The sequence below is a fragment of the Bacillus sp. UMB0893 genome (genome assembly GCF_002858905.1).
Classification (GTDB): domain Bacteria; phylum Bacillota; class Bacilli; order Bacillales; family Bacillaceae; genus Bacillus_P.
In genome coordinates, this window is sequence record NZ_PKLB01000007.1 from 1 (window position 1) to 24,688 (window position 24,688).

Genomic DNA, 24,688 nt, shown 5'->3' on the forward strand with positions numbered 1-24,688 from the left:
CCCGTATCATACCAAGAGGGCTCTTTTTTGTTCAAGTGCCCGAAAATCCTTCTAACAGGAATGCTCCTTTTTTCTATACGTAAAAGTATTCAATCAGGGATTCTGATATGACAAAGCGGGTATTTTTCCAGCATTAACGGGAGAAAAGCCTCCGCTGATGGAAGTTTCACCTTATGCGAGTTTTGGAAACTTATGATAAAATGGCCGTAAGCAACTGAAAAGAGGAGAATTGTCAGATGGAAATTAAATGGACAGACCGTGCAATGGCTAAAATATCGGCGAAAGTACAAGAAAATCCAAATAAGCAGATTAAATTAAAATATGATACGGACGGCTGCGGCTGTGTCGTCAGCGGTGTTACGGCACTTTGGCTCACAGATGAAAAAGACAGCGATGATATCCAAATTGAAACAAACCAATATCCAGTCCTGGTTGAGAAATCGAAAACGGTTTTCTTGGATGAAAAAATGACAATTGATTTTAACGAAACAGCAAACACATACATGCTGACATGTCCTTCGCAAATCTTAAATCCCCGTATGAGCTTAACTGTAAAGTGAGGTGGGGGAGAAGATGAAGGATCGTTTAACGTCACTTAAAAATATTGCGCTGAATAAAACATGGGTTTCCTTTTTAAACAGCAACCACCCTTATACACTGCTTCATTGGTCGATCGGGGGAGTGTTTGAGGACAAGAAAGATGTCTGGCTTCTTCAAGACGAAATGACCTTTGAAGCAACAGAATTTGCGACGATTGATGAAGCCATTGCCTGGCTGGATGAGAATATGAAAGAAATTACAGATGTTTTAGGGTGAATAGGAAAACGCTTGGATCTTTTAACAGATTCAAGCGTTTTTTTCGAAAGATAAGAATAAATTCTTGTGCATTAATGGCAAGCGGATGCACCTGACTCCTTGTTGAGAACGGATCTGACTGACTGCGCTGATCAAGGCGCTTGCGCTTTTTTATTGTATAGGAAATTATAAAAGTCATTATGTAGTGGATAATGACAGAAAGTTATCTACGGCAAGCTCCGGCGCCTGCTCACTGTGAAAAAGACAATTGCTCAGGAGAAGGCAAAAAGCGCCTTCTCCGGCTAAATGACACTTGATTCTCAGGTGCGTCAATTAACCCAGGTCAATTCCTATTTTCTTCGCGAGCTGAACAAGACGCCTGCGCTTTTGTTCTTATGAATGAAGTTTCAATTCAGCTTCTGTATGGTACTTCAAATCCTCATAAAACTCGTCAATGATGCGTTCGTACTCTTCACGGTTTTCTGTATAGGACATAGCATGGGATCCTTTTTCAGCAAAATAGATCTTTTTGAAGCCGGGTTTTTTATCAAATAATTGCTGAGTCATCGCGGCAGGAATGTAATCATCATCCTTGCTGTGGATGAATAAAACAGGATGCTGAATCCGGTCAATCACGGAAATCGGTGATACATCCTGGAGGGAATAGCCATCACGAAGCTTCAAAAAACGTCTTGCAATCGGCATCACTAAATAGCCTGGCAGACGAAAATCTGCTTTTAAGCGATAGAGCAATTGCTCCTGCAAATCAGAAAAAGGACAATCAGCAATATAATAATCAGCTCCATCTTCAACTAGACCAGCATAAAGAAGCGTCGTAACGGCTCCCATAGATTCCCCGTGAATTCCTAAATGAAGTTCATCCCCAACGCGATCTTTGAGCCAGTTCACAACAGATTGCAGATCAAATTTTTCATAATGCCCAAAGCTTGTTGTTTTTCCGCCGGTTTCCCCATGTCTGCGATGATCATAAATGAGCACATTGATTCCCCTGTTTAAAAAGAGCTTCATATACTTCACGGAATTATAACGATTCATCGTGACTCCATGGCAAATGATCACATAGGAATAAGTTTTATGAGGGGCAATAAGAATGCCTTTAATGTCATAGCCGAATTGCGAAGGAATGGAAACTTCAATTTTGTTATAGGCATCATATTCCTTCTCATCGAAATGTCCGTCTTTCGTTTCACGATCAATAATTTCTTTATCTGTCTTCTTTTTCATATACATCATTTGGTTCGTAAAAAAGAAACCGACGATGAAGATATAGGAGAGGACAATGCCTGCTCCGATTAGCCACTTTTTCATCCACATTCTTCCTCTCTAAGTTCATGACATTATTTTAGCATGAAGCTAGGGCAGTGGAAAATATGTAAAGAGAACTCAGATGCAGCACAACTGTCTAAAAAAATACAGCAAGCCCCATGGCTTGCTGCACAATCACTGCTCAGAATTTTGCCGCTTTGTTGGATGAACGGCTTTTTCCATTTCTTCGAATGCTACCGTTTGTTTAACAGTATCAGCATTCGGTTTTCCCTTTTGGCTTTTGGATGCTTTTTCATGTGACATGGAACATCACTCCTTTCTATATTTCATAACGTTTGGAAAACGAAAAGAATTTATACGAATAATTGCAACATCCTGCTTATCCATTCCGTATAAAGAGAAAGGAGAGTGAAAAACATGAAAGCATTTGGAATTGGGATTTTAACAGCATGTATCGCGGGTATCATCAGTTTCGTTTTGAAAGACCTGCAATTGTTTTTCATCATGATGTCTGCCATTGTCCTCATTTGTTTTGGCATCTCAGGGCTGCTGATAAATGCATTTGTAAATGGCGACAGAGTAAGAGCGAATTTCCATGCTGAGTCGAAGAAACAAAGAGACGCAAGAAGAAGCTGGGCGATTCAAGTGTTTTTAATAGGTTTGCCAAGTTGTGCGGCTGCTGTAGCTTCAGCATTCATTCTCTTATTTAAAGGCTTTTCTCATTAAATAAAAGCCTTTAGGCATAACGAGACATGAAAAAAACCAGCCAAAGTGAACTCAACCTTATTTAACAGCATTTGACCGTTTGTTTAAATGGTATTGTTTGCTTTGAATTGCTCCTGCAAGATGAGGTTCGATTAATTCGACGGCTTTAAAAAGCTGATTCATGTCAATTCCAGTTTTAATATTTAAAGCATGAAGCATGCCGAGGACATCCTCTGTCGCCGCATTTCCAGTAGCACCTGGTGCGAATGGACAGCCTCCAAGCCCTCCTGCAGAGGTGTCAAATCTGTCAATTCCTGCCTGCAAGGCAGCAAAAATGTTGGCCAGAGCCATGCCGCGTGTATCATGAAAGTGAGCAGTCAGCAGCACGTCGGGAAATCGTGATTTTAATTGGGAAAACAGCTCAAAAACTTCAAGAGGATTTGCCATGCCAATCGTATCTGCTACACTGAGGTCATCGACCCCTGCATCTGCAAACTGCTGACAAATAGTCAGTACATCATCAGGATGAATTCTCCCTTCGTAAGGACAATAAAAAGAAGTAGAGATACAGGCGCGCACAAAGAATTGTTCCGCTTTCAGCTGACGAATCACCGGCAGCAGGGACGCCATGCTTTCCTTCGTTGTTCTGTTAATATTTTTCAGATTAAAGGACTCGCTTATGCCAACGAAGAAGGCAACACTGTCACACTTTGCCTCTTTTGCCAGCTCCACGCCTTTTTCATTTGGAGTCAGTACAATATTTCGATGCTCATCTGTGCAGTATCGAATGATTTCTTCCGCATCCTTCAATTGAGGAACCCATTTGGGAGAGACGAAAGAAGTCAGCTCCATTTCCTTAAAACCCGCATTTTTTAATGATTTAATGAATTCAATTTTAATTTCTGTCGGTATTTCATTTTTTTCATTTTGAAGCCCGTCGCGCGGACCAACTTCAATTAAGGTCACATGTTCAGGAAGATTCAATAAAAGCACCAGCCTTTCTAAAATGGGTATAAGCAGATAGATGCCTGCAGCCGGTAAATTGGCGCAGCCTGAGTGGAATTTCTGTGGCGAAGCAAATGGGCGGTTCCTCATTTCTGTGGTGTCCAGCTCCACCTCCTACCCCCTTGGCCAGAACGGATCCGCCAGTAAAGGCAAAAAGCGCCTTTTCTGTCGGATCCTTATCTGTCTGCCTGCGCTAAACAGTCGGTTCCGCTTTTCGGTGTAAGGGTTTACATATTTCTATATTAGTAGTTTACTAGCATTAGATGCAAATGAAATTTGAATCTTAAAAATGTTGAAGGAATTTATCTTTATTTAGCGAAACCAACTATGATCCAATGAAAAGGGGATGAATGAAAATGAGCAACAATGAAGTGGTTATCGTAAGTGCCGTTAGAACAGCAATTGGAAGCTTTGGAGGAGCGCTGAAAGGTGTATCTGCACCTGAACTTGGAGCAATCGTAATAAAAGCAGCTTTAGAAAAAGCAGGATTACAAGGAGAGCAAGTAGACGAAGTCATCATGGGGAATGTCCTGCAAGCAGGACTTGGACAAAATCCGGCACGTCAAGCAGCGATTAAAGCAGGATTGCCGGAAAACATTCCTTCTATGACAATCAATAAAGTGTGCGGCTCAGGGCTGAAAACCGTACATCTTGCTGCACAGGCCATTTTGTCTGGGGATGCTGATATCATTGTTGCCGGCGGTATGGAAAATATGAGTCAGGCACCGTACATATTAAAAAATGCGCGCGACGGGTTTAAAATGGGCGATCAAAAGCTGATTGATACGATGATATCAGACGGGTTAACATGCGCTTTTAACAATTATCATATGGGAGTAACCGCTGAAAATTTATGCGATAAATATGAAATTTCAAGAGCAGAGCAGGATGAATTCTCTGCCTGGAGCCAAAAGAAAGCAACAGACGCTATCCAGGCAGGAACGTTCAAAGATGAAATCACGCCTGTCGTCATTCCTCAGCGCAAAGGAGATGCTGTCACATTTGACACTGACGAGTTTCCAAGAGCTGGTTCAACGGCTGAAAAACTCGCTGGCTTGCGACCGGCTTTCAAAAAGGATGGATCAGTAACAGCAGGCAATGCATCTGGAATTAACGATGGAGCTGCAGCAGTCGTTGTCATGAGCCGTGCAAAAGCAGAAGAACTTGGTATTCAGCCGCTGGTAAAGATTACGGCAAATGGCAACGCAGGCGTTGACCCGAGCATTATGGGAATTGGGCCGGTTGCAGCCGTGCAAAAAGCGTTTCAAAAGAGCGGGTTAACGATGGAAGATATAGACCTTGTTGAAGCAAATGAAGCGTTCGCAGCACAGTCCATCGCAGTTGACCGCGAACTTCACTTTGATAAAGAAAAACTGAATGTTAACGGAGGCGCGATCGCTCTTGGCCATCCAATCGGAGCGAGCGGCACAAGAATCCTGGTTACACTTATTCACGAAATGAAGCGCAGAGATGCAAAACGCGGTTTAGCAACACTTTGCATCGGCGGAGGCCAAGGTGTAGCAACAATCGTCGAAAATCTATAAATCCAGGGGTGAAAAAAATGAAAACGGTGCATACATCTTTTACAGATGCAGTGAAAGACATAAAAGACGGATCAACATTAATGGTAGGCGGTTTCGGCCTATGCGGAATCCCTGAGAATCTGATCCTTGCATTAGTAGAAACAGGTGTAAAGGATTTAACGATCATCTCAAACAATTGCGGCGTAGATGATTGGGGGCTTGGCCTGCTTCTTAAAAATAAGCAGATTAAAAAGATGATCAGCTCATATGTCGGTGAAAATAAGGAATTTGAAAGACAAGTGCTTTCAGGGGAAATAGAAGTTGAACTTGTCCCGCAAGGAACGCTTGCTGAAAAAATCCGGGCAGGCGGTGCCGGTATTCCTGCATTCTACACGCCAGCTGGAGTAGGGACACCAATTGCAGAAGGCAAGGAAACACGTCAATTCGGCGGGAAAGATTACTTGCTTGAGGAAGCGCTCACTGCGGATTTCAGCCTGATTCGTGCATGGAAAGCCGATAAAATGGGGAATTTGATATTCAATAAAACAGCCCAAAATTTTAATCCAATGATTGCTGCAGCTGGTAAAGTAACGATTGCTGAGATCGAAGAACTTGTTGAAGCTGGAGAGATTGCTCCAAGTGAGATTCATACTCCAGGCATCTATGTGCAATCTTTAATACTTGGAGAACAGCAAAAGCGCATTGAACGGTTAACTGTGCAAAAGACAGTTTGATGGGAGGAAAAACGATGATACAGGATAAAGCAGCTGTTCGTGAAAAAATAGCGAGAAGAGCGGAACAGGAAATTGAAAACGGTTTCTATGTTAATTTGGGCATCGGCATGCCGACGCTTGTGGCTAACTATATAAATGAATCTAAACAGGTAGTCCTTCAATCAGAAAATGGATTGCTAGGCATTGGGCCGTATCCAAAGGAATCAGATGTTGATCCTGACCTGATTAATGCTGGAAAAGAGACAGTAACTGCCATCCCTGGTTCAGCTTATTTTAACAGTGCCGAGTCTTTCGCAATGATCCGCGGCGGTCATGTCAATGTGGCAATTTTAGGCGGAATGGAAGTTTCAGAAGCTGGAGATCTTGCAAACTGGATGATACCCGGAAAAATGATTAAAGGCATGGGAGGGGCAATGGATCTTGTGCATGGCGCCAAGAAAATCATTGTCATCATGGATCATGTGAACAGAAATGGAGAGCCAAAAATTTTGAATTCCTGCACTTTGCCGCTGACTGGCGAAAAGGTCGTCCACCGCATTATTACCGATCAGGCTGTTATTGATGTAACAGAGCTTGGCCTGAAGCTTGTTGAAGTGGCAAAAGGATATACAATCGAAGATATTAAAAAATCAACAGAGCCAGAGCTGATAATTGGAGACGATGTAAAACTTGATGCTTATTAATCGGGTAAAATCGCTTTCTAAAAACCGTCTTTCTTGTATATAATGAGAGGATACGGGAGTGATCATCATGGCTAAAAAACAAAAGAAACAGCAAAAGACGCAGCCCAAAAAAGCAGACGATAAACTAAACTTAAAAGATCATATAGAGTCTGACTTGTTCCAGCAGCTTTCCAACATGAAAAAAGGCTTGATGGAAGAACAAGAACAGAAGATTGAAGAAGAGCGTCTTCAGAAAATAAAAGAGAAAAAAGAAAAAGAGAAGAACAAAAGTTTCGAAGAGCTGCTGAATGACAGCAATCTGAAGTGGAATGATTATAAATAAACAAAAAAAGAAACTGACTCTCAAGGCTGAGAAACAACGCCTTTGTTGAGTCAGTTTTTTTTGACTCAAGCCCTGGAAAATGATAAAGATTTTGCGTTGGATCGAATGCGCTGGCATTCAATGATTACGACTTCGGTACCTAAATGAATCAAGTATTATGAAAGTCACTGAAAAACAACGCTGCTATGTATTATCAACATATTAAAAGCTTTATAGATTAGGATACAACAGATAATTGAATAATAGATTCTCAGATAAAAATGAAAGTACTTAAAGGGTATGCAAGCTTGAAATAGTTGAATAGGTAAATGATAAGTGCAAAATGACACATTTTTTGTCAGTTGCCGTCGGAAAAAAATAAAAAAGTATAAAGATTCTTTAACTTGATAATGACATATAGTCCATATCCCCCCGAAATATTATAAAAATTGTCGAAAAATGTGTTTTTATCAGAGGTTGTTCCCCCAGACGAAAACTCACTGTATGAATAAAATATGGTGAAAGGAGAGATTGAGATGGATAAGAATGCAACAAATCTTTTTGTTCAACTACTTTTGGAAAAATACGGTATTGATTCAAAGCTTAAAGCCATTCCAGAGGAAAAGAAAGAGCCTCTTAGAAAAATGGTTAATCAGTTAAATGGGCAAGTAGAGGAATTTCTTCAAAATGTAATGACACAGAAAGGGGGGAAATAGAATGGCTAGAAGCAGAGTTATTTTCTCAGATTTTAATGGAAACAATAGCAACAATGAAACTCAAGATGAAAACTTTCAATCTGCTGGAACTAATGTATCTCAAAGTGCTCGAAACAGTACTCGCATTTCTCAAAGATCTTCAGAAAGAATTAAGATTGTAGATTCTACAGATGTTAACCTATTAACTATTGATGTGCAGGCGGCTGCGGCACTTCAAGCAGCTATACAGGCAGCAATTACTCTAATTGTTAGAATTTCATTTGCAGACGATATTGAGGGTGCAGATAGATTTACAGAAGAATTGTTCCAGTTTGCCCGCATTGAACAAATTAATGAACAAGAGATTATTATTAATAATTCTCATAATATTAATGTTGGTGCTTTAGATCTGGATGTTGTTATTACAATTCAAGTTTTACTTCAAGTTTTAGCAGCATTAGCTATTAGCTTGGATATTCTTTAAAACTGACTTAAAAAGAGGGTGATGTACCAAAAGTCTAGCTTTTGGGCACCCTTTTTTGTGCATTGAAGTTACCACAACAAACACCGTAGAGAGCGCCTCTCAACTAACCAAAAAATCGCACGCTTCAAAAAGCGAAGCGACAGCTTTCGAAGACTGATCGGGCTGCGACTTTTATGCGATGAAGGAAGACATATGAAAAATGGGCAGCTGGGTACAATGCGCAAATTGGAACTGAAAATCAATAATCAATTTATCACAGGCTTCAGTGTTCACCTGCGTTCAGGTGATACAGGATGTCTCATTCCACATTTTAACCTATTAAAACGTATAACCGACCAAAACCAAATTCGATCATTGCCGATTGGGGATATGGCAGTACATATCAAAAAGGCTATATAATAGAGGGAAATCTCTCTTATACAACCGAAAAACACCAATAAATAACCAAAATATATTCTAAACTAAAAAACTGACTCAAAAGGCCGTTGTGCAACGGCCTTTTGAGTCAGCCTCTTTTAATGTCTTTCCCTTGCTATTTTTGAACAACACTTTTTATTATCCTCAAGCGGCAGCAAAAGAAGGGATTTATCCCGAAAAAATAGGAAGAATCCACAAGCTTTATACTGCCTGATTTTATTGTAGGCCAGAATGAACAATTGTTTTCATTCCAGCTGATGCTTTCGAAGAGGCTTTTCTCAGACGACTGGGGAATAAATTACGAGCGGTGCTGCCCATACTTTTCAAACTTCGTCAAAGCCTGCAGAGCAATATATTCCTCACCAGTTAAAGGACGTGCGCTTGCTGCATAGCAATTTGCTTGAACCTGTTCAATTTTGCTGGCCCCAGGAATGATAGATCCAACCACATCCTGCTTCAGGCAATACTGCAGGGCCGTTTCTGTCATTGATAAATCTGATTCTGCATGAATAGAAGGAAGCAGATTACGGAGTTCATCCTCGCTGTATGATAGATAGCCTTCTTCAGAAAGCTTGGATTCCCATTTATCTGTCAGCAGACCTTTTGCTAAAGGACCTCTTCCAATAACGCTGACATTGTGTTCCTTGAGAAGAGAAAACCATTCCTCAGGCCTTCTGTCAAGCAGGCTGTATTGCATCATGACGGAAACAATCGATGATTTTTCCAAGTACTGCTTAATGACATTTGGGCGAATCGAGGAGATTCCGTAATACCGGATAACGCCTTCTTTTTTTAGGTCTTCAAACGCCTCAATTGTTTCATCAATGTTATCTTCAATTGTGCCGCCATGGAGCTGATACAGATCGATATAATCCGTTTGCAATCGTTTAAGGCTGTGCTTCACTGCTTCTTTAATATAGGCTTTAGATGGGTCCCACGCCCAGCTGTCTTTATTCTCGTTCCAGCGGTTGCCAGCCTTCGTTGCAAGGATGATATCGTGTCTTCGATTTTTAAGTGCATCACCGACAAATTCTTCGTTCAGTCCGAAATCATACAAATCCGCTGTATCAAAATAATTAATTCCTTCATAAACCGCTGCATCAATGATGGATTCTGCCTGCTCTTTATCTGTGCCAAGAGACATGCAGCCAAGTCCAATTTCGCTGACCAGTAAGTCTGACGTTCCCAACTGTCTTTTTTTCATCGTATCACTCCTGCAGTTTGTCTTTCTTCGACATTAGTACAAGAGCGGATAAAAAGCAATTGAGACGCTTATTTATCTTTTGTCCACTGCTCGACCGTTTCATATTTCCGGCTGTACTCCTTCAGTTTTTCGCGAACCTCCCATGCCTTGCCAACCAGAACAACGCCTTTGTCAAGAAGGTAGATCTTCATATCCGCTCGCCTCGTTTCTTTTGTTATTTGATAAGAAGGTATAAAGTTTTTCTCATCTTTGTCTAGCTCCACTCTTCGGCCAGAACAAATCCGCAGGAAAAGTCTAACCCGGACTTTTCTGACAGATTCTCAACTGTCATGCCTGAGCTAAACGGGCCAATATGCTTTTCTTAATATGATAGAATGTATGTGAAAAGCAGAATTTGTAGAACGTGGAGGAATGAGTATGAATCATTTAATAGAAACAACTAAATCATCAGAAAAATTATTTTCCGGACGCATTATTGATTTGTATTTAGAAGAAGTCGTGCTTCCGAATGGCAAAACAAGCACACGGGAAATTATTAAGCATCCAGGTGCGGTTGCTGTTATCGCAATCACTAAAGAGAACAAAATTGTCATGGTGCAGCAATACCGGAAAGCGATGGAACGCGTGCTTGTCGAAATTCCCGCAGGAAAGCTTGAAAAAGGAGAACTTCCAGAGGTTACGGCAAAACGGGAATTAGAAGAAGAGACAGGCTATACAACGGATTCCCTTCAGCACTTAATCTCCTTTTACACATCGCCTGGATTTGCAGATGAGCTGGTTCATTTATATTTTACGGAAGAATTGGAGATTTTAACCGAGAAAGCAGAACTTGATGAGGATGAATTTGTAGATGTTCTGGAGGTGACACTTGAGGAAGCGCAGCAAATGATTCACGAACAGCGTATTTTTGACGCTAAAACAGCATACGCCGTTCAGTATCTGCAGCTGAAACTGGCTCTTCAAAAATAAGATGAATACATATTTTGCAGATTTGCATATTCATATTGGCCGGACACGTTCTGGCAAGCCTGTTAAAATTACCGCTTCAAACCAGCTCACGCTTGAAACGATTTTCATAGAAGCAAGCGAGCATAAAGGAATGGATATAATCGGAATCATTGATTGCCACGTTCCGGAGATCTTGGAAACATTGGAACAGGGTCTGCAAGAGGGAATATGGACAGAGATTGCCGGGGGCGGCATACAATTTAAACAAACAACAATGATTCTCGGCTCTGAAATCGAAGTTTATGACAGCTCATGCAAAGGCCCTTTGCATGTACTGGTTTTTATGCCTGCTATGCATGAGATGAAACAGTTTTCAGAATGGCTGGCAGAGCGGGTTAAAAACATAACATTAAGTACGCAAAGAGTGTATGAAAGCGGCAGGAATCTGCAGAAAAAAGTGAAGGAACTTGGAGGCTTATTTATCCCTGCTCATATTTTCACACCACATAAAAGCCTTTATGGGAGCGGGGTGACGTCATCGCTTGAAGAAGTGTTTGATCCTGAACTGATTGATGCGGTTGAACTTGGCTTAAGCTCTGATACGGAGATGGCCTCACAAGTTTCTGAGCTGAATGAGTATCCTTTTTTAACAAATTCTGATGCACACTCTCATGTTAAAATTGGAAGAGAGTATCAGAAACTTCAATTAAATGAGCCTTCTTTCGAGGAGCTGAAAAAGGCTCTGAAAAAGAAGGATAATCGATGCATTCTTTCCAATAATGGATTAAATCCGCTGCTTGGGAAGTATTACGGAACAACCTGCGAGAAATGCGGTGCGCCGAAAGTGAAAACTGACAGTGCATGTGGAAAATGCAGGAGCATAAGATCCACAAAAGGAGTGAGCACCCGCCTGAAAGAACTGGCGGATGATAATGTGTTGAAGCCAGCTCGCCCTCCTTATATACATCAAGTCCCGCTGCAATTCATCCCTGGTATTGGTCCAAAGACGCTGGAGAAACTAAAAAGGGCGTTTGGAACCGAAATGGTCATTTTAAATCAAATCTTAAGAGATGAACTCACACAGGTTATACCGGCAAAAACAGCAGATTATATTCTCGCTGCGAGAGAAGGAAAGCTTAGTGTCGTACCTGGCGGAGGCGGAGTGTACGGGAAAATCTCCACAAAACAAGGCACTTCACAGTGAAGTGCCCATTTATCCAGCAATATACTGCACTGAAAGGTTAATATGTATGGAAAAAATCTATTGGATATCACTTGCAGTTTCACAGAGCCTGTTTTTCTTGCTGCTTCCAATATGGCTTAGCTTAACTGAGTATTTGCATCCGATTGTGACGATTGTTGTGTGGTTTTGTCTAACGGCAATAATCGTATTCAGTGTCTTTCTATCGTTTAAAAAAGTAATGATCGTGCCGTATGAGCTAGTCTATGGTTGTTTGATACTATATACAGTCAGTCTGCTGATCTTGCTGTTTATTCGGCCAAAAGCACAAAATAACAGCTATAATCTGGTGCCATTTGAAACAATCGGCTATTATTTTTCAGGGCAAGTTTCTCTGATCATTGCCTTTTATAATCTAGCAGCCAACATCGGCTTGTTTGTTCCTTATGGTTTTTTACTGAAAATAAAAGCAATGCAGAAACAATCTGCATTTTTAGTGGCGTTTTTCGTCATTTCTATTATTGAAACAGCCCAATATCTCACTGGCCGGGGAAGTCTTGATGTTGATGATCTTATTCTGAATTTGCTCGGTGTATTTACGGGATATGCTGTTTATCCAATCTTCGAAAAAACAGTTTCTATTAAGAAAAGCGGAACGGCCCGGTTAGCTCCGACAGACAGATAAGAATTCGGCAGAAAAGTCCGGGTTTGACTTTTTTGATGGATTTGTTCTGGCCGAGGAGTTGGGCGGTGGAGCTAGACAATACCGAAAAGCGGAACCGCCCGTTTAGCGCAGGCAGACAGAAAAGAATCCGGCGGAAAAGTCCGGGTTTGACTTTTCCTGCGGATTTGTTCTGGCCGAGGAGGTGGCCGATTCCGTTCGCCATCAATGCGCAAAATTTTATTCTTTCTTATCTATTAAAAAAAGATTAAAAGATTTTTGAAAATACACACGTATCACGTAATGTCTTGCCGTCCGCTGACACATCATCCTGTCTCAGAACACCTTCAAGAATAAATCCCAATTTTTCTGGGATGCGGCGGCTTTTGATATTTTCAGGATCGCACCTGATTTCCACGCGTTTGGCCCCGAATTCTTCTGCTGCAAACTTCGCTAATGCTTCAACGGCTTCGGTCATGTAGCCATTTCCAGCATGTTTTGTGGAAATCCAATACCCAATCTCCACTTTTGGCACATTCCAATTTATGCGATGAAACCCTGTGCTTCCAATAAAATGTCCATGCTTACGGTCAAAAATCAGCAGTCTCAGATCTTCCCGCAAGATAAACTTGGCACAAGCTTCTCTAAGGTTTGCCTCTGTATCTTCAAGCGTTTGCGGTTTTTGTGCGAAAGGCATCCATGGCTTAAGCTCATTCATAGATTCATTGATGGCTTCATTCACTGCTTTTCCATCATCTGGACGCGGCGCTCGAATATAGAGCCTATCAGTAGTAAGTTCTGTGGGGAAATCAAATAATAGTGGATTTTTCATGACAAAACCGCCTCTCTGATTTTAATGTATTATATAATATTGGGAAAAAAATGCAATGATAGAATGACATAGTTTCTTCCTTTTTTCATACAATCTAGTAAGAGAACACTAGGAGGAAAAAATATGCGCAAACAACCATTAAAAGCAATGATTATTCAGCATATAAAAGAACGCTCTTCACTCTATCTCTTTGTATTTGTTTTGTTTTTGATGGGGGTCATTTTCGGTGCGGTCATAGTCAACAGCATGAATTTTACGCAAAAAGAGGATTTGTATTTTTATTTAAGCCGATTTTTCGGACAAATTTCTGAGGGGAAAGTGGCAAGCTCCGTTGAAATGCTTCAGCAGAGTTTCTTTCATAACCTGAAGTATCTTGGTCTGATGTGGGTGCTCGGCATCTCCATTATCGGTTTGCCGGTTATCTTGATTATGTTATTCTTAAAAGGCATGGTAGTCGGCTTCACGGTTGGTTTTCTCGTGAATCAAATGGGATGGCAAGGCTTTATGCTTTCATTTGTATCGGTTTTGCCTCAAAATATAATATTAATACCGGCTTTTATTATTATGGGTACGGTTGCCATTTCCTTTTCATTAAAAATTGTAAAGCAGCTGCTGATGAAAAAAACAAATGTAACCGAATCGCCATTCGCCCTTTTCACAAGATACGCAGCTGTTTTCCTGTTTATATCTGTGCTGACCGTAATTGCTTCTGGTCTTGAAGCGTATGCGTCACCCATTTTAATGAAGAACGTCATAGAACTGGTTTCTAAATAGAATAATTTTAACATGATAATCATTTCATTTATTAGATTGTAATTATTTTAGTTGGACACATCCCTTTCTTTTGATATAATGAATGAGGAAAGTGGCGAGGGAGGAATGTGTGTTATGGAAGGCAGAATTGATCGAATTAAAAAGCAGTTGCATTCATCCAGCTACAAGCTGACTCCTCAGCGCGAAGCAACCGTCAGGGTTTTGCTTGAACGCGAAGAAGATCACTTGAGTGCTGAAGATGTTTACCTCCTCGTTAAGGAAAAGGCGCCAGAGATTGGTTTAGCAACTGTTTATCGGACGTTAGAGCTACTTACTGAATTAAAAATTGTCGATAAAATAAATTTTGGAGATGGCGTTTCACGCTATGATTTACGAAAAGAAGGCGCAGCTCATTTTCATCATCACCTCGTTTGCATTGAATGCGGTTCTGTCGCTGAGATAGAAGAGGATCTTTTAGAAGATGTTGAACAGATTGTAGAACGCGACTTCAGCTTTAAAATTAAAGATCACAGACTGACATTTCATGGCATTTGCTATCGCTGTCAGGAAAAAGAACAGAAAGAAGACGAACAATAAACCTTTCCTATCGAGCAGGAAAGGTTTTTTGTGCATTTTCTAGTATAAAGTTTGTCCTTTTTGGCATATGTTTTAGGTAAGAATGAAAGACTGGGCTGAGGAGGACTGCTGCAATGAATTGGGCAAGAACTTTATTTGATATGATAAAAGTGTTTATCCTGTTTACTGGATTTACGATTCTTTTCTATTATGCTATCATTTGGGTTAACTTAGAGTATGAAGAAATGCATCGTTATGACCAGCCTGAAGGTGCGGCTTTAAAAGTGACAAAGATGGTGACCGATGAAGAGGAGCACTGGCTGAATCGATTGTTTTTCTTCTATTTAAACGGGGAGTAGAGGAGATTGAAGGATCAAATTCAGGATTTCATGCATTATCTGGTTGTGGAACGGGGTCTTTCCCATAACACAATCGTCTCGTATGAACGAGATTTAAGAAGTTACCATCAATTTCTTGCTGAACAGCAGCAAATGACAGCATTCCAAGATGTGACGAGACTGACAATCATCCAATTTCTTAAATCACTAAAGGATGCCGGCAAATCAAGCAAAACAATTGCGCGCCACACCGCATCCATCCGTAATTTTCATCAATTTCTTCTTAGAGAAAAAGCAGTCGATCATGATCCGACTGTGCACATTGAATCCCCTCAGGTTGAACGGACGCTTCCGAAAGTATTATCTCTCACTGAAGTCGAAAAGCTGCTTGATACACCAAAACTGATCTCTGCATATGGCTACCGGGACAAAGCGATGCTGGAGCTCCTTTATGCAACGGGAATCCGGGTAAGTGAAATGATTAATCTAGATATGAATGATGTCCATCTGACCATGGGATTCATCCGCTGCTTCGGAAAAGGGAACAAGGAACGTATTGTTCCAATTGGCCGGACGGCATCCGAAGCCTTAGAAGCTTACATTGATAAAGGCAGGATAAAATTAGCTTCAAAGAAAAACCAGACAGATGCCTTTTTTTTAAATCATCATGGAAATCGTATGACAAGACAGGGGTACTGGAAAAATCTTAAGAAAATTGCACTTGAAGCAGGGATCAACAAAGAATTAACCCCTCATACACTTCGTCATTCATTTGCAACCCATCTCCTTGAAAATGGGGCTGACTTGAGAGCTGTACAGGAAATGCTCGGACATGCCGATATATCAACGACTCAAATTTATACACATGTCTCAAAAACTAGATTAAAAGATGTTTATAAGCAATATCATCCCCGAGCTTAAAAGTCATTTGCGCTGCTGCGCGATGGCTTTTTTGTGTTGTAACGCACAAAAAAATTGATGGGTTATAAGTTCCTTGAGCGGTCGAACATAAGCTGTGAGCCTAAGATACACTCAGTATTTTAAGCTGCAGTTTTCGGGAAAAAACCAGGGAATTATGCAACACAAATTGAAATCTGAATGAAAGCTTTAAAAGGAGAAAACGGGAAGTTGAAGCAAAATACGATATGAGAAGCGGAATTAGCCAAATCAAGCTGATGTTTTAATAAAAGCTGCTAAAGGAAAAGAGAAGTATAGAATATTATCATGTTATCTATTGTCAGAAGGCGTGAAAACGGTTTATAATTGAGATGTCAGACTTCTGACCAATAAATATCTGCTAATCATTCTGAAACAGTAGGGAATGTTATTCAAAGAGTAATCTGTATAGGATTAAAGGAGGATGTACATGTCTGATTATACATATAAAAGAGTATTTTTAATTGTCATGGATTCGGTTGGTATTGGTGAAGCGCCTGATGCAGCTGAATTTGGCGACACAGGTTCTAATACACTTGGACATATTGCTGAACATATGAACGGGCTGCAAATGCCGAACATGGCGAAACTGGGCTTGAGCAATATTAAGGAAATTGAAGGTATACCCCTTCAGGAAAAGCCAAAAGCTTTCTATACAAAGATGATGGAAGCTTCAAATGGAAAAGATACGATGACAGGCCATTGGGAAATCATGGGACTGAAAATTGAAACACCTTTCAAAGTTTTCCCTGATGGCTTCCCTGATGAATTAATTAAAGCACTTGAAGAAAAAACAGGCAGAAAAATCATTGGCAATAAGCCGGCTTCGGGTACCGAAATTCTTGATGAGCTTGGCGAAGAGCATATGAAAACAGGAGCTCTTATTGTTTATACTTCTGCAGATTCGGTCTTGCAAATTGCAGCTCATGAAGAAATTGTTCCAATCGATGAACAGCTGAAAATTTGTGAAATGGCTCGTGAAATGACGCTTGATGAAAAATACATGGTAGGGAGAGTCATTGCACGTCCGTTTGTTGGAAATCCTGGAAACTTCCAAAGAACGCCGAACCGTCATGATTATGCTCTGAAACCGTTTGAGAGAACCGTCATGAATGAAATGAAAGACGGTGGATTAGATGTAATTGCTATCGGAAAAATCTCTGATATATATGATGGAGAAGGGATTACAAAAGCACTCCGTACAAAATCAAACATGGATGGCATGGACAAACTTGCTGAAACAGCAGATCAGGACTTTACTGGAATCAGTTTTGTAAATCTTGTTGATTTTGACGCTCTGTTTGGACATAGACGCGATCCTGAAGGCTATGGTTTAGCTCTACAAGAATATGACGCCCGCCTTCCTGAAGTATTGGGAAAATTAAAGAGCGATGATTTACTGATCATTACAGCTGACCACGGAAACGACCCTGTTCATCATGGCACAGACCATACACGTGAGTACGTGCCATTGCTTGCTTACAGTCCGAAATGGGAAAGCGGTTCTGAGCTGCCAATCCGAGAAACGTTTGCAGATATCGGCGCTACGATTGCTGACAATTTTAAAGTTGCAATGCCAAAGCACGGAAAAAGTTTTTTGCATGAACTAAAGAACTAAGGGGGATGGATACATGAACATTCAAGAAATTCAACAATCTGCAAAATATATGAAAGAAAAAGTGAAAGAACTGCCTGAAATTGGCTTGATCTTAGGATCTGGACTTGGTGTCCTTGCAGATGAAATTGAACATGCAGTGAAAATTCCTTATGAGGAAATTCCAAATTTCCCTGTGTCCACTGTTGAAGGCCATGCAGGACAGCTTGTATTTGGAACTTTAAAGGGGGCAAACGTTGTTGCCATGCAAGGCCGTTTTCATTTTTATGAAGGCTATGATATGAAAAAAGTGACATTTCCTGTTCGTGTGCTGAAGGAAATGGGAGTGAAAACGATCATCGTAACGAATGCAGCAGGAGGAGTAAACGAATCGTTTGAACCAGGCGATTTAATGATCATCACTGATCATATAAATAATATGGGAACAAGTCCCTTGATCGGACCAAATGACTCAAGCTTAGGTGCCCGGTTCCCTGACATGTCACAAGCATATAGCCGTGAACTGAGACAGCTTGCGAAGAATGCAGCTTCAGAGCTTGGCATTAACGTTCAGGAAGGTGTTTATGTAGGAAACACCGGACCTGCTTATGAAACACCAGCAGAAGTGCGTCTGGCTCGTGTACTTGGGGGAGATGCAGTAGGGATGTCCACCGTCCCTGAGGTCATTGTCGCTAATCATGCAGGCATGAAAGTTCTTGGGATTTCATGCATTTCAAACATGGCAGCCGGCATTTTGGACCAGCCATTATCTCATGATGAAGTAATGGAAACGACAGAAATGGTTAAAGCAAATTTCTTGAATCTAGTTAAGAAAATTGTAGCAGACATAAACGAAACAAACTAACAAAGGGTGGGTAAATAATGAGAATCGTTGACTTGATTGAAAAAAAGCGTGACGGCAAAGAACTGACGAAAGAAGAAATCAGCTTTATCATTAAAGGCTATACAAATGGAGATATTCCGGATTATCAAATGAGTGCATTAACAATGGCGATCTATTTCAAAGGAATGACGAAACAGGAGCGCGCTCAATTGACAATGGAAATGGTCCATTCAGGCGATACGATTGATTTAAGCAAAATTGAAGGCATTAAAGTAGATAAACACAGCACTGGCGGTGTTGGCGATACAACAACGCTTGTTCTTGGACCGCTCGTTGCAGCTGTCGGTGTTCCAGTTGCGAAAATGTCTGGCCGCGGCCTTGGCCATACTGGCGGAACAATTGATAAGCTTGAAGCTGTACCAGGCTTCCACGTTGAAATCGAAAATGAAGAGTTCATTAAATTAGTGAACCAAAACAAAATTGCTGTTATCGGCCAAAGCGGAAACCTGACTCCAGCTGACAAAAAGCTTTATGCTTTGCGTGATGTAACCGCAACAGTTGACAGCATTCCATTGATTGCAAGCTCAATCATGAGCAAAAAAATTGCAGCAGGTGCTGATGCCATTGTTCTTGATGTGAAAACAGGCGCAGGCGCATTTATGAAAGATCTTGATGATGCTAGAGAGCTTGCACAGGCGATGGTTGAAATCGGAAATGCAGTCGGCAGAAAAACAATGGCAGTAATATCAGACATGAGCCAGCCTCTTGGCTATGCAATCGGTAATGCTTTAGAGATTAAAGAAGCGATTGATACATTAAAAGGCGAAGGACCTGAAGATCTTCATGAGCTTTGCTTAACGCTTGGAAGCTACATGGTATTCTTGGCTGAAAAAGCATCTTCACTTGAGGAAGCAAGAGCAATGCTTGAGGAAGTTATCCAAAACGGAAAAGCGCTTGACACGCTGAAAATCTTCTTAGAAGCTCAAGGCGGAGACGGTTCTGTAGTTGATGACCCAAGTAAAATGCCGCAGGCAAGCTACAAAGTAGAACTTGAAGCAAAAGAAGACGGCTTCGTTTCTGAAATTGTGGCAGATTCCGTTGGAGTAGCTGCAATGTGGCTTGGTGCAGGACGGGCTACGAAAGAGTCTGAAATTGATCTTGCTGTTGGCCTGATGCTGAATAAAAAAATTGGCGATGCTGTTAAAAAAGGCGATTCACTAGTTACTATTTACAGCAACAAGGAAGACGTCGAACAAGTGAAAACAAAGTTATATGAGAGCATTAAAGTGTCCGGAAATTCAGTGGAAGCTCCACCGCTTGTTCACGACACAATTAAGGAATAAAACACGCAAAAAGCCGAGATGAAAATCTCGGCTTTTTCTATGCAAAATTTTACTGTCCATTAGTATATTTTTTCAACAATTGGAAAAAATGGGATGTATATGAATGGAGGGTTTGGAGATGAAACGTCTACTATCAACCGTAACGCTATGCACCATGATATTAACCATTGCAACACCGGTTTTTGCAAAAGAAGGTTCAGCTCAGCTTGCAGACAAAGCGAAATCTGCAGTCCTGATTGAGCGTGATACCGGAAATATTCTATATGATAAAAATAGTGATGAACAGCTTCCTCCAGCAAGTATGACAAAAATTATGACGATGCTGTTAATAATGGAAGAAATCGATAAGGGCCAGCTGAAAATGGATGAAAAAGTCCGTACGAGCGAATATGCTGCCTCAATGGGAGGCTCGCAAATTTTCCTGGAGCCAGGAGAAGAAATGACCGTTCATGAAATGCTGAAAGGAATTGCAATCGCCTCTGGCAATGATGCATCTGTTGCCATGGCCGAGAGAATTGCAGGTTCAGAAGAAGCTTTTGTAGATAAAATGAACGATCGGGCAAAAGAACTTGGTCTCAAACATACCTCTTTCCAAAACCCGACAGGTCTTCCTGAAAAGGATCATTACAGCACTGCACATGATATGGCTGTGATGGCTAAAGAACTTTTGAAGTTTGATGAGATTACGAAATATACAGGTCAATATGAGGATTACCTGCGTGAAGATACTGATAAAAAATTCTGGCTCGTGAACACTAATCGCTTAGTCAGATTTTATAAAGGTGTCGATGGTGTCAAAACAGGATTTACGAATGAAGCAAAGTATTGCTTAACAGCAACCGCTAAAAAAGGAAACATGCGTGTTATAGCAGTGATAATGGGTGCCCCGTCACCAAAGGACCGAAATGCACAAGTTACGAAAATGCTTGATTATGCTTTCAGCCAGTACGAGACACATCCACTTTTTAAAAGAAATGAAGTTGTAGCAAAAATGAAAATAAGCAAAGGAAACAGCAAGAATCTGAATCTAGTTACATCTGAGCCGATTTCTGTTTTAACGAAAAAAGGCGGCAGTGTAAAGGATGTCACTCAGGAAGTTGTCATGAAGCAAAACTTGAAAGCACCGCTGAAAAAAGGCGATGAGCTCGGTAAGCTTATCCTTAAAAAAGATGACAAAGTTGTCGTCGAGAGCCCCCTTGTAGCTGAAGGGGATATTGCCCAAGCAAGCTGGTGGACTTTGTATAAACGAGTATTGTCAGATTTTACCAAATCAGGATGAACATCAAATAAGTTCCTGACAGTATAGAAACTTCCCGAAGTCTAGCTGATGTTGCCGAATTAGCACTAGTTTTGTCACAGGGCAGGAAAAGCATATCAAAACCTCGAATCAGTCATTATCCAGAATAGAAGGAGGAGAATGGATGAGTCTAGCAATTGAGCTTGATGTGAAGCAATCTGTCCTGTGTATACGGCTGATCGGAGAATTGGATCATCACACGGCGGAGGAATTGCGTCAGAAAGTGACAGAAACACTTGCATCAAAAGACATTCAGCATATCGTTTTAAACTTAGAGCAATTGTCATTTATGGACAGCTCAGGTTTAGGCGTGATTCTTGGAAGATATAAGCAGGTAAAGCAATTCGGCGGAGAAATGGTCGTTTGTGCAATTTCACCTGCAGTGAAAAGACTATTTGATATGTCAGGTCTGTTTAAAATTATTCGTCTAGAAACATCAGAGGAAAAGGCGCTTATGACTTTGGGGGTGGCATCATGAAAAATGAGATGAACCTTCAATTTTCAGCGCTGAGCCAGAATGAATCGTTTGCGCGTGTTACCGTTGCTTCATTTATTGCACAGCTTGATCCAACACTAGATGAATTAACAGAAATAAAAACGGTTGTCTCAGAAGCAGTTACCAATGCAATTATTCATGGCTATGACAATGATCCAAGCGGAATCGTCTATATTTCCGTAACGCTGGATGACAATGTTGTGAAGCTTTCAATCAGGGATGAGGGTATTGGGATACTTGATGTAGAAGAAGCGAGACAGCCATTGTATACGACGAAGCCGGAACTTGAACGATCAGGAATGGGTTTTACAATTATGGAGAATTTCATGGATGAAGTTCAGATTGAATCATCAAAATCAGAAGGTACAGCGGTAAAGCTTACTAAACACTTAGCGAAAAGCAAAGCTTTAGTAAATTAAGGAGACTTGCTATGGATGTGGAGGTCAAGAACGATATCTCAAAAACACAATTAAAGGACCATGAAGTAAAAGAACTGATTAAGCGCAGTCAGCAAGGCGACCAAACAGCACGAGACATTATAGTTGAGAAGAACATGCGTCTTGTTTGGTCTGTTGTTCAGAGATTTTTAAATCGGGGCTATGAAGCGGATGATCTTTTTCAAATTGGCTGCATCGGGCTTTTGAAATCGGTGGATAAATTTGATTTGTCCTATGATGTTAAATTTTCAACCTACGCTGTACCGATGATTATTGGTGAAATTCAACGCTTTATCCGAGATGACGGAACTGTAAAAGTGAGCCGTTCTCTCAAGGAGTTAGGCAATAAAATCAGAAGAGCAAAAGATGATTTATCGAAATCCTTAGGCAAGGTGCCAACTGTCTCGGAAATTGCAGCCTACTTAGAAATTACACCAGAAGAAGTCGTTCTTGCACAAGAAGCCGTACGCGCACCTTCCTCCATCCATGAAACCGTCTATGAAAATGACGGAGACCCTATCACGCTCCTTGATCAAATTGCAGATTCAGGAGAGAATAAATGGTTCGATAAAATTGTGCTTAAGGATGCAATTAAAGAACTCGATGAACGGGAAAAATTAATTGTCTATTTAAGATACTACAAGGATCAAACCCAATCTGAAGTAGCCGAAAGACTAGGCATCTCTCAAGTTCAAGTATCACGGCTTGAGAAAAAAATTCTTCAGCAAATGAAAGATCGTATGGATCAATAATTGGAAAAGACATATCCGACTGGGGTATGTCTTTTTTGTTTGGTCATCTAAAAATTGCTAAGCGGGCATACTTTTCTGCGAAAAACTAAAAAGCCGATGAATTCGAATTTTCCGTGAAACTAGAGAGAGGCGGATTAGAAGCCTGTTTGTAGCGAGTAAGATACCAAAATCCGCTGATAAAAGACAAATCCAGAAAGTAAGCAATGTTCCATCGTATGAGCAAACGCATAATCAATGTCGGGAATATAGTTTTGGTAATTAATGGTCCATGAATGCATTCTGCATGATATAAATTCTTCCAATGCATACTACATATACAATCCTATTTTCAGGAAGTGAAATGTGATGGAAAAAACGGTGTACATTAGACTTCGTCATCGCGTTCAGGTCCATCCGAACGATTGTATAACCATCTCGAAAATTGCACAGGTCGTTGCAGCTCGCCCATTGCGCGACTATATTGGAGAACTGCAGGTTTACAAGGTTCAGCCTAGTGATAAAAACATTGTCGTAATTGATGTCATGCGAGTACTTTCAGAAGTACATAAAACAGATCCGGAAATAGATGTGCAGTCGGTTGGACCAGCACAGACCATTGTTGAGATTGTATATGACAAAAAGACCTATTCGCCTGCTTTGTTTGCACTCGTATGGCTGCTGCTTTTTGTAGGAGCGGCACTTGCCATCATGAACTTTCATGAGGATGTCAGTATGCAGCTTGTTCATAAACGCCTTTATACAATCATAACGGGCCGCACATCCGAACATCCGCTGCTGCTTCAGATTCCTTATTCCATAGGATTAGGATTAGGCATGATTCTGTTCTTTAATCATCTTTTCAAAAAGAGAATTAATGAGGAGCCGAGTCCTTTAGAAGTAGAAATGTTCAATTATCAGCTTGATATGGACATGTATGTAGCGATGAAAGAAAACAAAGAGAGCATGAAGAAAATTGATGACGACGATTAATATTTTGATCGCGATTTTCATTGGGCTCGCAGGTGGTTTGGCTGTCGGCTCTGGATTTGTAGCATTTTTAACTGTGCTTGGGATCATTCCGAGGCTTACACAGCTAACAAAAACTGTTGCTCTCATCCAAGCATATGAGTGGGCGATTGTGGCAGGCGCAATAACTGGAGGGTGGGTAAGCCTAAGAGATACTAAGCTTTATTTATCAGACCTTTTTCTCGTTCCAATCGGTTTAATAAATGGCATTTTCATTGGAATGCTCGCTGCAGCTCTCACAGAAGTATTAAATGTTTTTCCAATCTTGGCAAAACGAATAGGCATTGCTGATAAGATCGTGATTCTTCTTATGGCGATTGTCTTTGGCAAGATAGCTGGCTCATTATTTCATTGGCTCTATTTTGTATATCAATAAAGGTGGGGTAAAAAGTGGAAACTTCTAATTTAAAAGATGATTACAAAAACAAAATTAAAACATATCAGCCAAAACCGCCGTACCTTTTAAATTGCATAAAGGCTTTCGTTGTAGGGGGCCTTATTTGCATATTAGGGCAGGGAATTCAAAATATGTACATGCACTTTTTTGACTTTACTGAAAAAACAGCCGGCAATCCGACAGTAGCCACATTAATTCTCATATCAGCGCTCCTCACAGGATTTGGAGTCTATGATCGGATTGGTCAATTTGCAGGTGCAGGATCTGCTGTTCCCGTAACTGGTTTTGCCAATTCGATGACAAGTGCAGCGCTTGAACATCGAAGTGAAGGTCTTGTTCTTGGAGTGGCGACGAACATGTTTAAGCTGGCAGGCTCTGTTATTGTGTTCGGGGTTGTTGCTGCCTATGTGGTTGGTATCATTCGATATGTATATGGTCTGGCATTTTAAAAAGGAGGTGACAGTCA

33 protein-coding genes are annotated in these 24,688 nt (G+C 40.8%); 27 read left to right on the forward strand and 6 right to left on the reverse strand.

Annotated features, from left to right (window positions below; genetic code table 11):
• The first annotated feature begins 236 nt into the window (after window positions 1–236).
• A complete protein-coding gene (locus CYJ36_RS15375) occupies window positions 237–560 on the forward strand; it encodes an iron-sulfur cluster biosynthesis family protein (RefSeq protein WP_101568154.1) in 324 nt (107 codons plus the stop codon).
• A gap of 13 nt (window positions 561–573) precedes the next feature.
• The gene (locus CYJ36_RS15380; RefSeq protein WP_101568155.1) at window positions 574–816 is read left to right on the forward strand and encodes a DUF2552 family protein; all 243 of its coding nucleotides are present in this window, start codon (window positions 574–576) and stop codon (window positions 814–816) included.
• A 372-nt stretch (window positions 817–1,188) separates the two neighbouring features.
• Here the strand turns inward: CYJ36_RS15380 and CYJ36_RS15385 are convergent, their stop codons facing one another.
• Both CYJ36_RS15385 and CYJ36_RS24460 read right to left on the reverse strand, forming a co-directional pair.
• Window positions 1,189–2,124 carry an alpha/beta hydrolase gene (locus tag CYJ36_RS15385; protein WP_101568156.1) on the reverse strand — a complete coding sequence of 312 codons (936 nt, stop codon included), beginning with the start codon at window positions 2,122–2,124 and terminating at the stop codon, window positions 1,189–1,191.
• A 132-nt stretch (window positions 2,125–2,256) separates the two neighbouring features.
• Window positions 2,257–2,385, reverse strand: a complete 129-nt coding sequence (locus CYJ36_RS24460) for a hypothetical protein (protein WP_257962498.1) — start codon at window positions 2,383–2,385, stop codon at window positions 2,257–2,259.
• Window positions 2,386–2,499: 114 nt separating this feature from the next.
• Here CYJ36_RS24460 and CYJ36_RS15390 point away from each other — a divergent pair, with 114 nt between their 5' ends.
• Window positions 2,500–2,808 (forward strand): DUF5316 family protein, encoded by a 309-nt coding sequence (locus CYJ36_RS15390; protein ID WP_101568157.1) that lies wholly within the window; start codon window positions 2,500–2,502, stop codon window positions 2,806–2,808.
• Window positions 2,809–2,865: 57 nt separating this feature from the next.
• Here CYJ36_RS15390 and CYJ36_RS15395 read toward each other — a convergent pair whose 3' ends face one another.
• Entirely contained in the window at window positions 2,866–3,771 is a 906-nt protein-coding gene (locus CYJ36_RS15395; protein ID WP_257962515.1) for a hydroxymethylglutaryl-CoA lyase, read from the reverse strand.
• A 377-nt stretch (window positions 3,772–4,148) separates the two neighbouring features.
• On the opposite strand from CYJ36_RS15395, the gene CYJ36_RS15400 reads away from it, so the two are divergent.
• The 7 genes from CYJ36_RS15400 to CYJ36_RS15430 all read left to right on the forward strand — a co-directional run bounded on the left by CYJ36_RS15400 (window position 4,149) and on the right by CYJ36_RS15430 (window position 8,611).
• Window positions 4,149–5,336 carry an acetyl-CoA C-acetyltransferase gene (locus tag CYJ36_RS15400; protein WP_101568158.1) on the forward strand — a complete coding sequence of 396 codons (1,188 nt, stop codon included), beginning with the start codon at window positions 4,149–4,151 and terminating at the stop codon, window positions 5,334–5,336.
• 17 nt (window positions 5,337–5,353) lie between these two features.
• Entirely contained in the window at window positions 5,354–6,049 is a 696-nt protein-coding gene (locus CYJ36_RS15405; RefSeq protein WP_101568159.1) for a CoA transferase subunit A, read from the forward strand.
• A gap of 14 nt (window positions 6,050–6,063) precedes the next feature.
• Complete coding sequence (locus CYJ36_RS15410) at window positions 6,064–6,732, forward strand: 3-oxoacid CoA-transferase subunit B (protein WP_101568160.1); 669 nt, start codon at window positions 6,064–6,066, stop codon at window positions 6,730–6,732.
• 67 nt (window positions 6,733–6,799) lie between these two features.
• Window positions 6,800–7,054: a DUF3886 domain-containing protein gene (locus tag CYJ36_RS15415; protein WP_101568161.1), complete on the forward strand. Its 255-nt coding sequence runs from the start codon at window positions 6,800–6,802 to the stop codon at window positions 7,052–7,054.
• Between the two features lie 515 nt (window positions 7,055–7,569).
• Window positions 7,570–7,749, forward strand: a complete 180-nt coding sequence (locus CYJ36_RS15420; RefSeq protein ID WP_101568162.1) for a hypothetical protein — start codon at window positions 7,570–7,572, stop codon at window positions 7,747–7,749.
• A gap of 1 nt (window position 7,750) precedes the next feature.
• Window positions 7,751–8,212 (forward strand): spore coat protein, encoded by a 462-nt coding sequence (locus CYJ36_RS15425; RefSeq protein WP_101568163.1) that lies wholly within the window; start codon window positions 7,751–7,753, stop codon window positions 8,210–8,212.
• Between the two features lie 192 nt (window positions 8,213–8,404).
• Complete coding sequence (locus tag CYJ36_RS15430) at window positions 8,405–8,611, forward strand: hypothetical protein (RefSeq protein WP_101568164.1); 207 nt, start codon at window positions 8,405–8,407, stop codon at window positions 8,609–8,611.
• 316 nt (window positions 8,612–8,927) lie between these two features.
• Here CYJ36_RS15430 and CYJ36_RS15435 read toward each other — a convergent pair whose 3' ends face one another.
• Together CYJ36_RS15435 and mciZ are read right to left on the reverse strand one after the other, a co-directional pair.
• Entirely contained in the window at window positions 8,928–9,833 is a 906-nt protein-coding gene (locus CYJ36_RS15435) for an aldo/keto reductase (protein ID WP_101568165.1), read from the reverse strand.
• A gap of 68 nt (window positions 9,834–9,901) precedes the next feature.
• Entirely contained in the window at window positions 9,902–10,024 is a 123-nt protein-coding gene (mciZ, locus tag CYJ36_RS15440) for a Z-ring formation inhibitor MciZ (protein WP_070877628.1), read from the reverse strand.
• A gap of 226 nt (window positions 10,025–10,250) precedes the next feature.
• Between mciZ and CYJ36_RS15445 the strand changes: the two genes are divergently transcribed.
• From CYJ36_RS15445 to CYJ36_RS15455, 3 genes are read left to right on the forward strand one after another with little or no spacing between them, the layout of a single operon-like run.
• Window positions 10,251–10,802: an NUDIX hydrolase gene (locus CYJ36_RS15445; protein ID WP_101568166.1), complete on the forward strand. Its 552-nt coding sequence runs from the start codon at window positions 10,251–10,253 to the stop codon at window positions 10,800–10,802.
• 1 nt (window position 10,803) lies between these two features.
• Window positions 10,804–11,985 (forward strand): endonuclease Q family protein, encoded by a 1,182-nt coding sequence (locus CYJ36_RS15450; RefSeq protein WP_101568167.1) that lies wholly within the window; start codon window positions 10,804–10,806, stop codon window positions 11,983–11,985.
• 46 nt (window positions 11,986–12,031) lie between these two features.
• On the forward strand, window positions 12,032–12,646 hold the full coding sequence (locus CYJ36_RS15455) for a VanZ family protein (protein WP_101568168.1): 615 nt from the start codon (window positions 12,032–12,034) through the stop codon (window positions 12,644–12,646).
• A gap of 244 nt (window positions 12,647–12,890) precedes the next feature.
• On the opposite strand, the gene CYJ36_RS15465 is transcribed toward CYJ36_RS15455, so the two are convergent.
• A complete protein-coding gene (locus CYJ36_RS15465; protein ID WP_101568170.1) occupies window positions 12,891–13,454 on the reverse strand; it encodes a GNAT family N-acetyltransferase in 564 nt (187 codons plus the stop codon).
• 123 nt (window positions 13,455–13,577) lie between these two features.
• Here CYJ36_RS15465 and spoIIM point away from each other — a divergent pair, with 123 nt between their 5' ends.
• The 14 genes from spoIIM (at window position 13,578) to spoVAC (ending at window position 24,671) form a co-directional block, all read left to right on the forward strand.
• Window positions 13,578–14,228: a stage II sporulation protein M gene (gene spoIIM / locus CYJ36_RS15470; protein ID WP_101568171.1), complete on the forward strand. Its 651-nt coding sequence runs from the start codon at window positions 13,578–13,580 to the stop codon at window positions 14,226–14,228.
• A 114-nt stretch (window positions 14,229–14,342) separates the two neighbouring features.
• Window positions 14,343–14,804, forward strand: a complete 462-nt coding sequence (gene fur, locus CYJ36_RS15475) for a ferric iron uptake transcriptional regulator (protein ID WP_101568172.1) — start codon at window positions 14,343–14,345, stop codon at window positions 14,802–14,804.
• Between the two features lie 113 nt (window positions 14,805–14,917).
• The gene (locus tag CYJ36_RS15480; RefSeq protein ID WP_101568173.1) at window positions 14,918–15,142 is read left to right on the forward strand and encodes a YqzK family protein; all 225 of its coding nucleotides are present in this window, start codon (window positions 14,918–14,920) and stop codon (window positions 15,140–15,142) included.
• Between the two features lie 6 nt (window positions 15,143–15,148).
• The gene (gene xerD, locus CYJ36_RS15485; RefSeq protein WP_101568174.1) at window positions 15,149–16,042 is read left to right on the forward strand and encodes a site-specific tyrosine recombinase XerD; all 894 of its coding nucleotides are present in this window, start codon (window positions 15,149–15,151) and stop codon (window positions 16,040–16,042) included.
• 445 nt (window positions 16,043–16,487) lie between these two features.
• Complete coding sequence (gene deoB, locus CYJ36_RS15490) at window positions 16,488–17,675, forward strand: phosphopentomutase (RefSeq protein ID WP_101568175.1); 1,188 nt, start codon at window positions 16,488–16,490, stop codon at window positions 17,673–17,675.
• Window positions 17,676–17,688: 13 nt separating this feature from the next.
• Window positions 17,689–18,516 carry a purine-nucleoside phosphorylase gene (locus CYJ36_RS15495; RefSeq protein ID WP_101568176.1) on the forward strand — a complete coding sequence of 276 codons (828 nt, stop codon included), beginning with the start codon at window positions 17,689–17,691 and terminating at the stop codon, window positions 18,514–18,516.
• A 17-nt stretch (window positions 18,517–18,533) separates the two neighbouring features.
• Entirely contained in the window at window positions 18,534–19,838 is a 1,305-nt protein-coding gene (locus CYJ36_RS15500) for a pyrimidine-nucleoside phosphorylase (RefSeq protein WP_101568177.1), read from the forward strand.
• Between the two features lie 118 nt (window positions 19,839–19,956).
• Window positions 19,957–21,117 carry a D-alanyl-D-alanine carboxypeptidase family protein gene (locus CYJ36_RS15505; RefSeq protein WP_101568178.1) on the forward strand — a complete coding sequence of 387 codons (1,161 nt, stop codon included), beginning with the start codon at window positions 19,957–19,959 and terminating at the stop codon, window positions 21,115–21,117.
• A gap of 142 nt (window positions 21,118–21,259) precedes the next feature.
• A complete protein-coding gene (gene spoIIAA / locus CYJ36_RS15510; RefSeq protein WP_101568179.1) occupies window positions 21,260–21,613 on the forward strand; it encodes an anti-sigma F factor antagonist in 354 nt (117 codons plus the stop codon).
• Window positions 21,610–22,050 carry an anti-sigma F factor gene (gene spoIIAB, locus CYJ36_RS15515; protein ID WP_101568180.1) on the forward strand — a complete coding sequence of 147 codons (441 nt, stop codon included), beginning with the start codon at window positions 21,610–21,612 and terminating at the stop codon, window positions 22,048–22,050. The genes spoIIAA and spoIIAB overlap by 4 nt, the downstream gene beginning before the upstream one ends.
• An 11-nt stretch (window positions 22,051–22,061) precedes the next feature.
• Window positions 22,062–22,820 (forward strand): RNA polymerase sporulation sigma factor SigF, encoded by a 759-nt coding sequence (sigF, locus tag CYJ36_RS15520; protein WP_101568181.1) that lies wholly within the window; start codon window positions 22,062–22,064, stop codon window positions 22,818–22,820.
• Between the two features lie 345 nt (window positions 22,821–23,165).
• Window positions 23,166–23,789, forward strand: a complete 624-nt coding sequence (locus CYJ36_RS15525; RefSeq protein WP_101568182.1) for a stage V sporulation protein AA — start codon at window positions 23,166–23,168, stop codon at window positions 23,787–23,789.
• Window positions 23,776–24,201, forward strand: a complete 426-nt coding sequence (locus CYJ36_RS15530) for a stage V sporulation protein AB (RefSeq protein WP_101568183.1) — start codon at window positions 23,776–23,778, stop codon at window positions 24,199–24,201. Before CYJ36_RS15525 ends, CYJ36_RS15530 begins: the two co-directional genes overlap by 14 nt.
• Before the next feature lie 14 nt (window positions 24,202–24,215).
• A complete protein-coding gene (gene spoVAC / locus CYJ36_RS15535) occupies window positions 24,216–24,671 on the forward strand; it encodes a stage V sporulation protein AC (protein ID WP_101568184.1) in 456 nt (151 codons plus the stop codon).
• The last annotated feature ends 17 nt before the right edge of the window (window positions 24,672–24,688 follow it).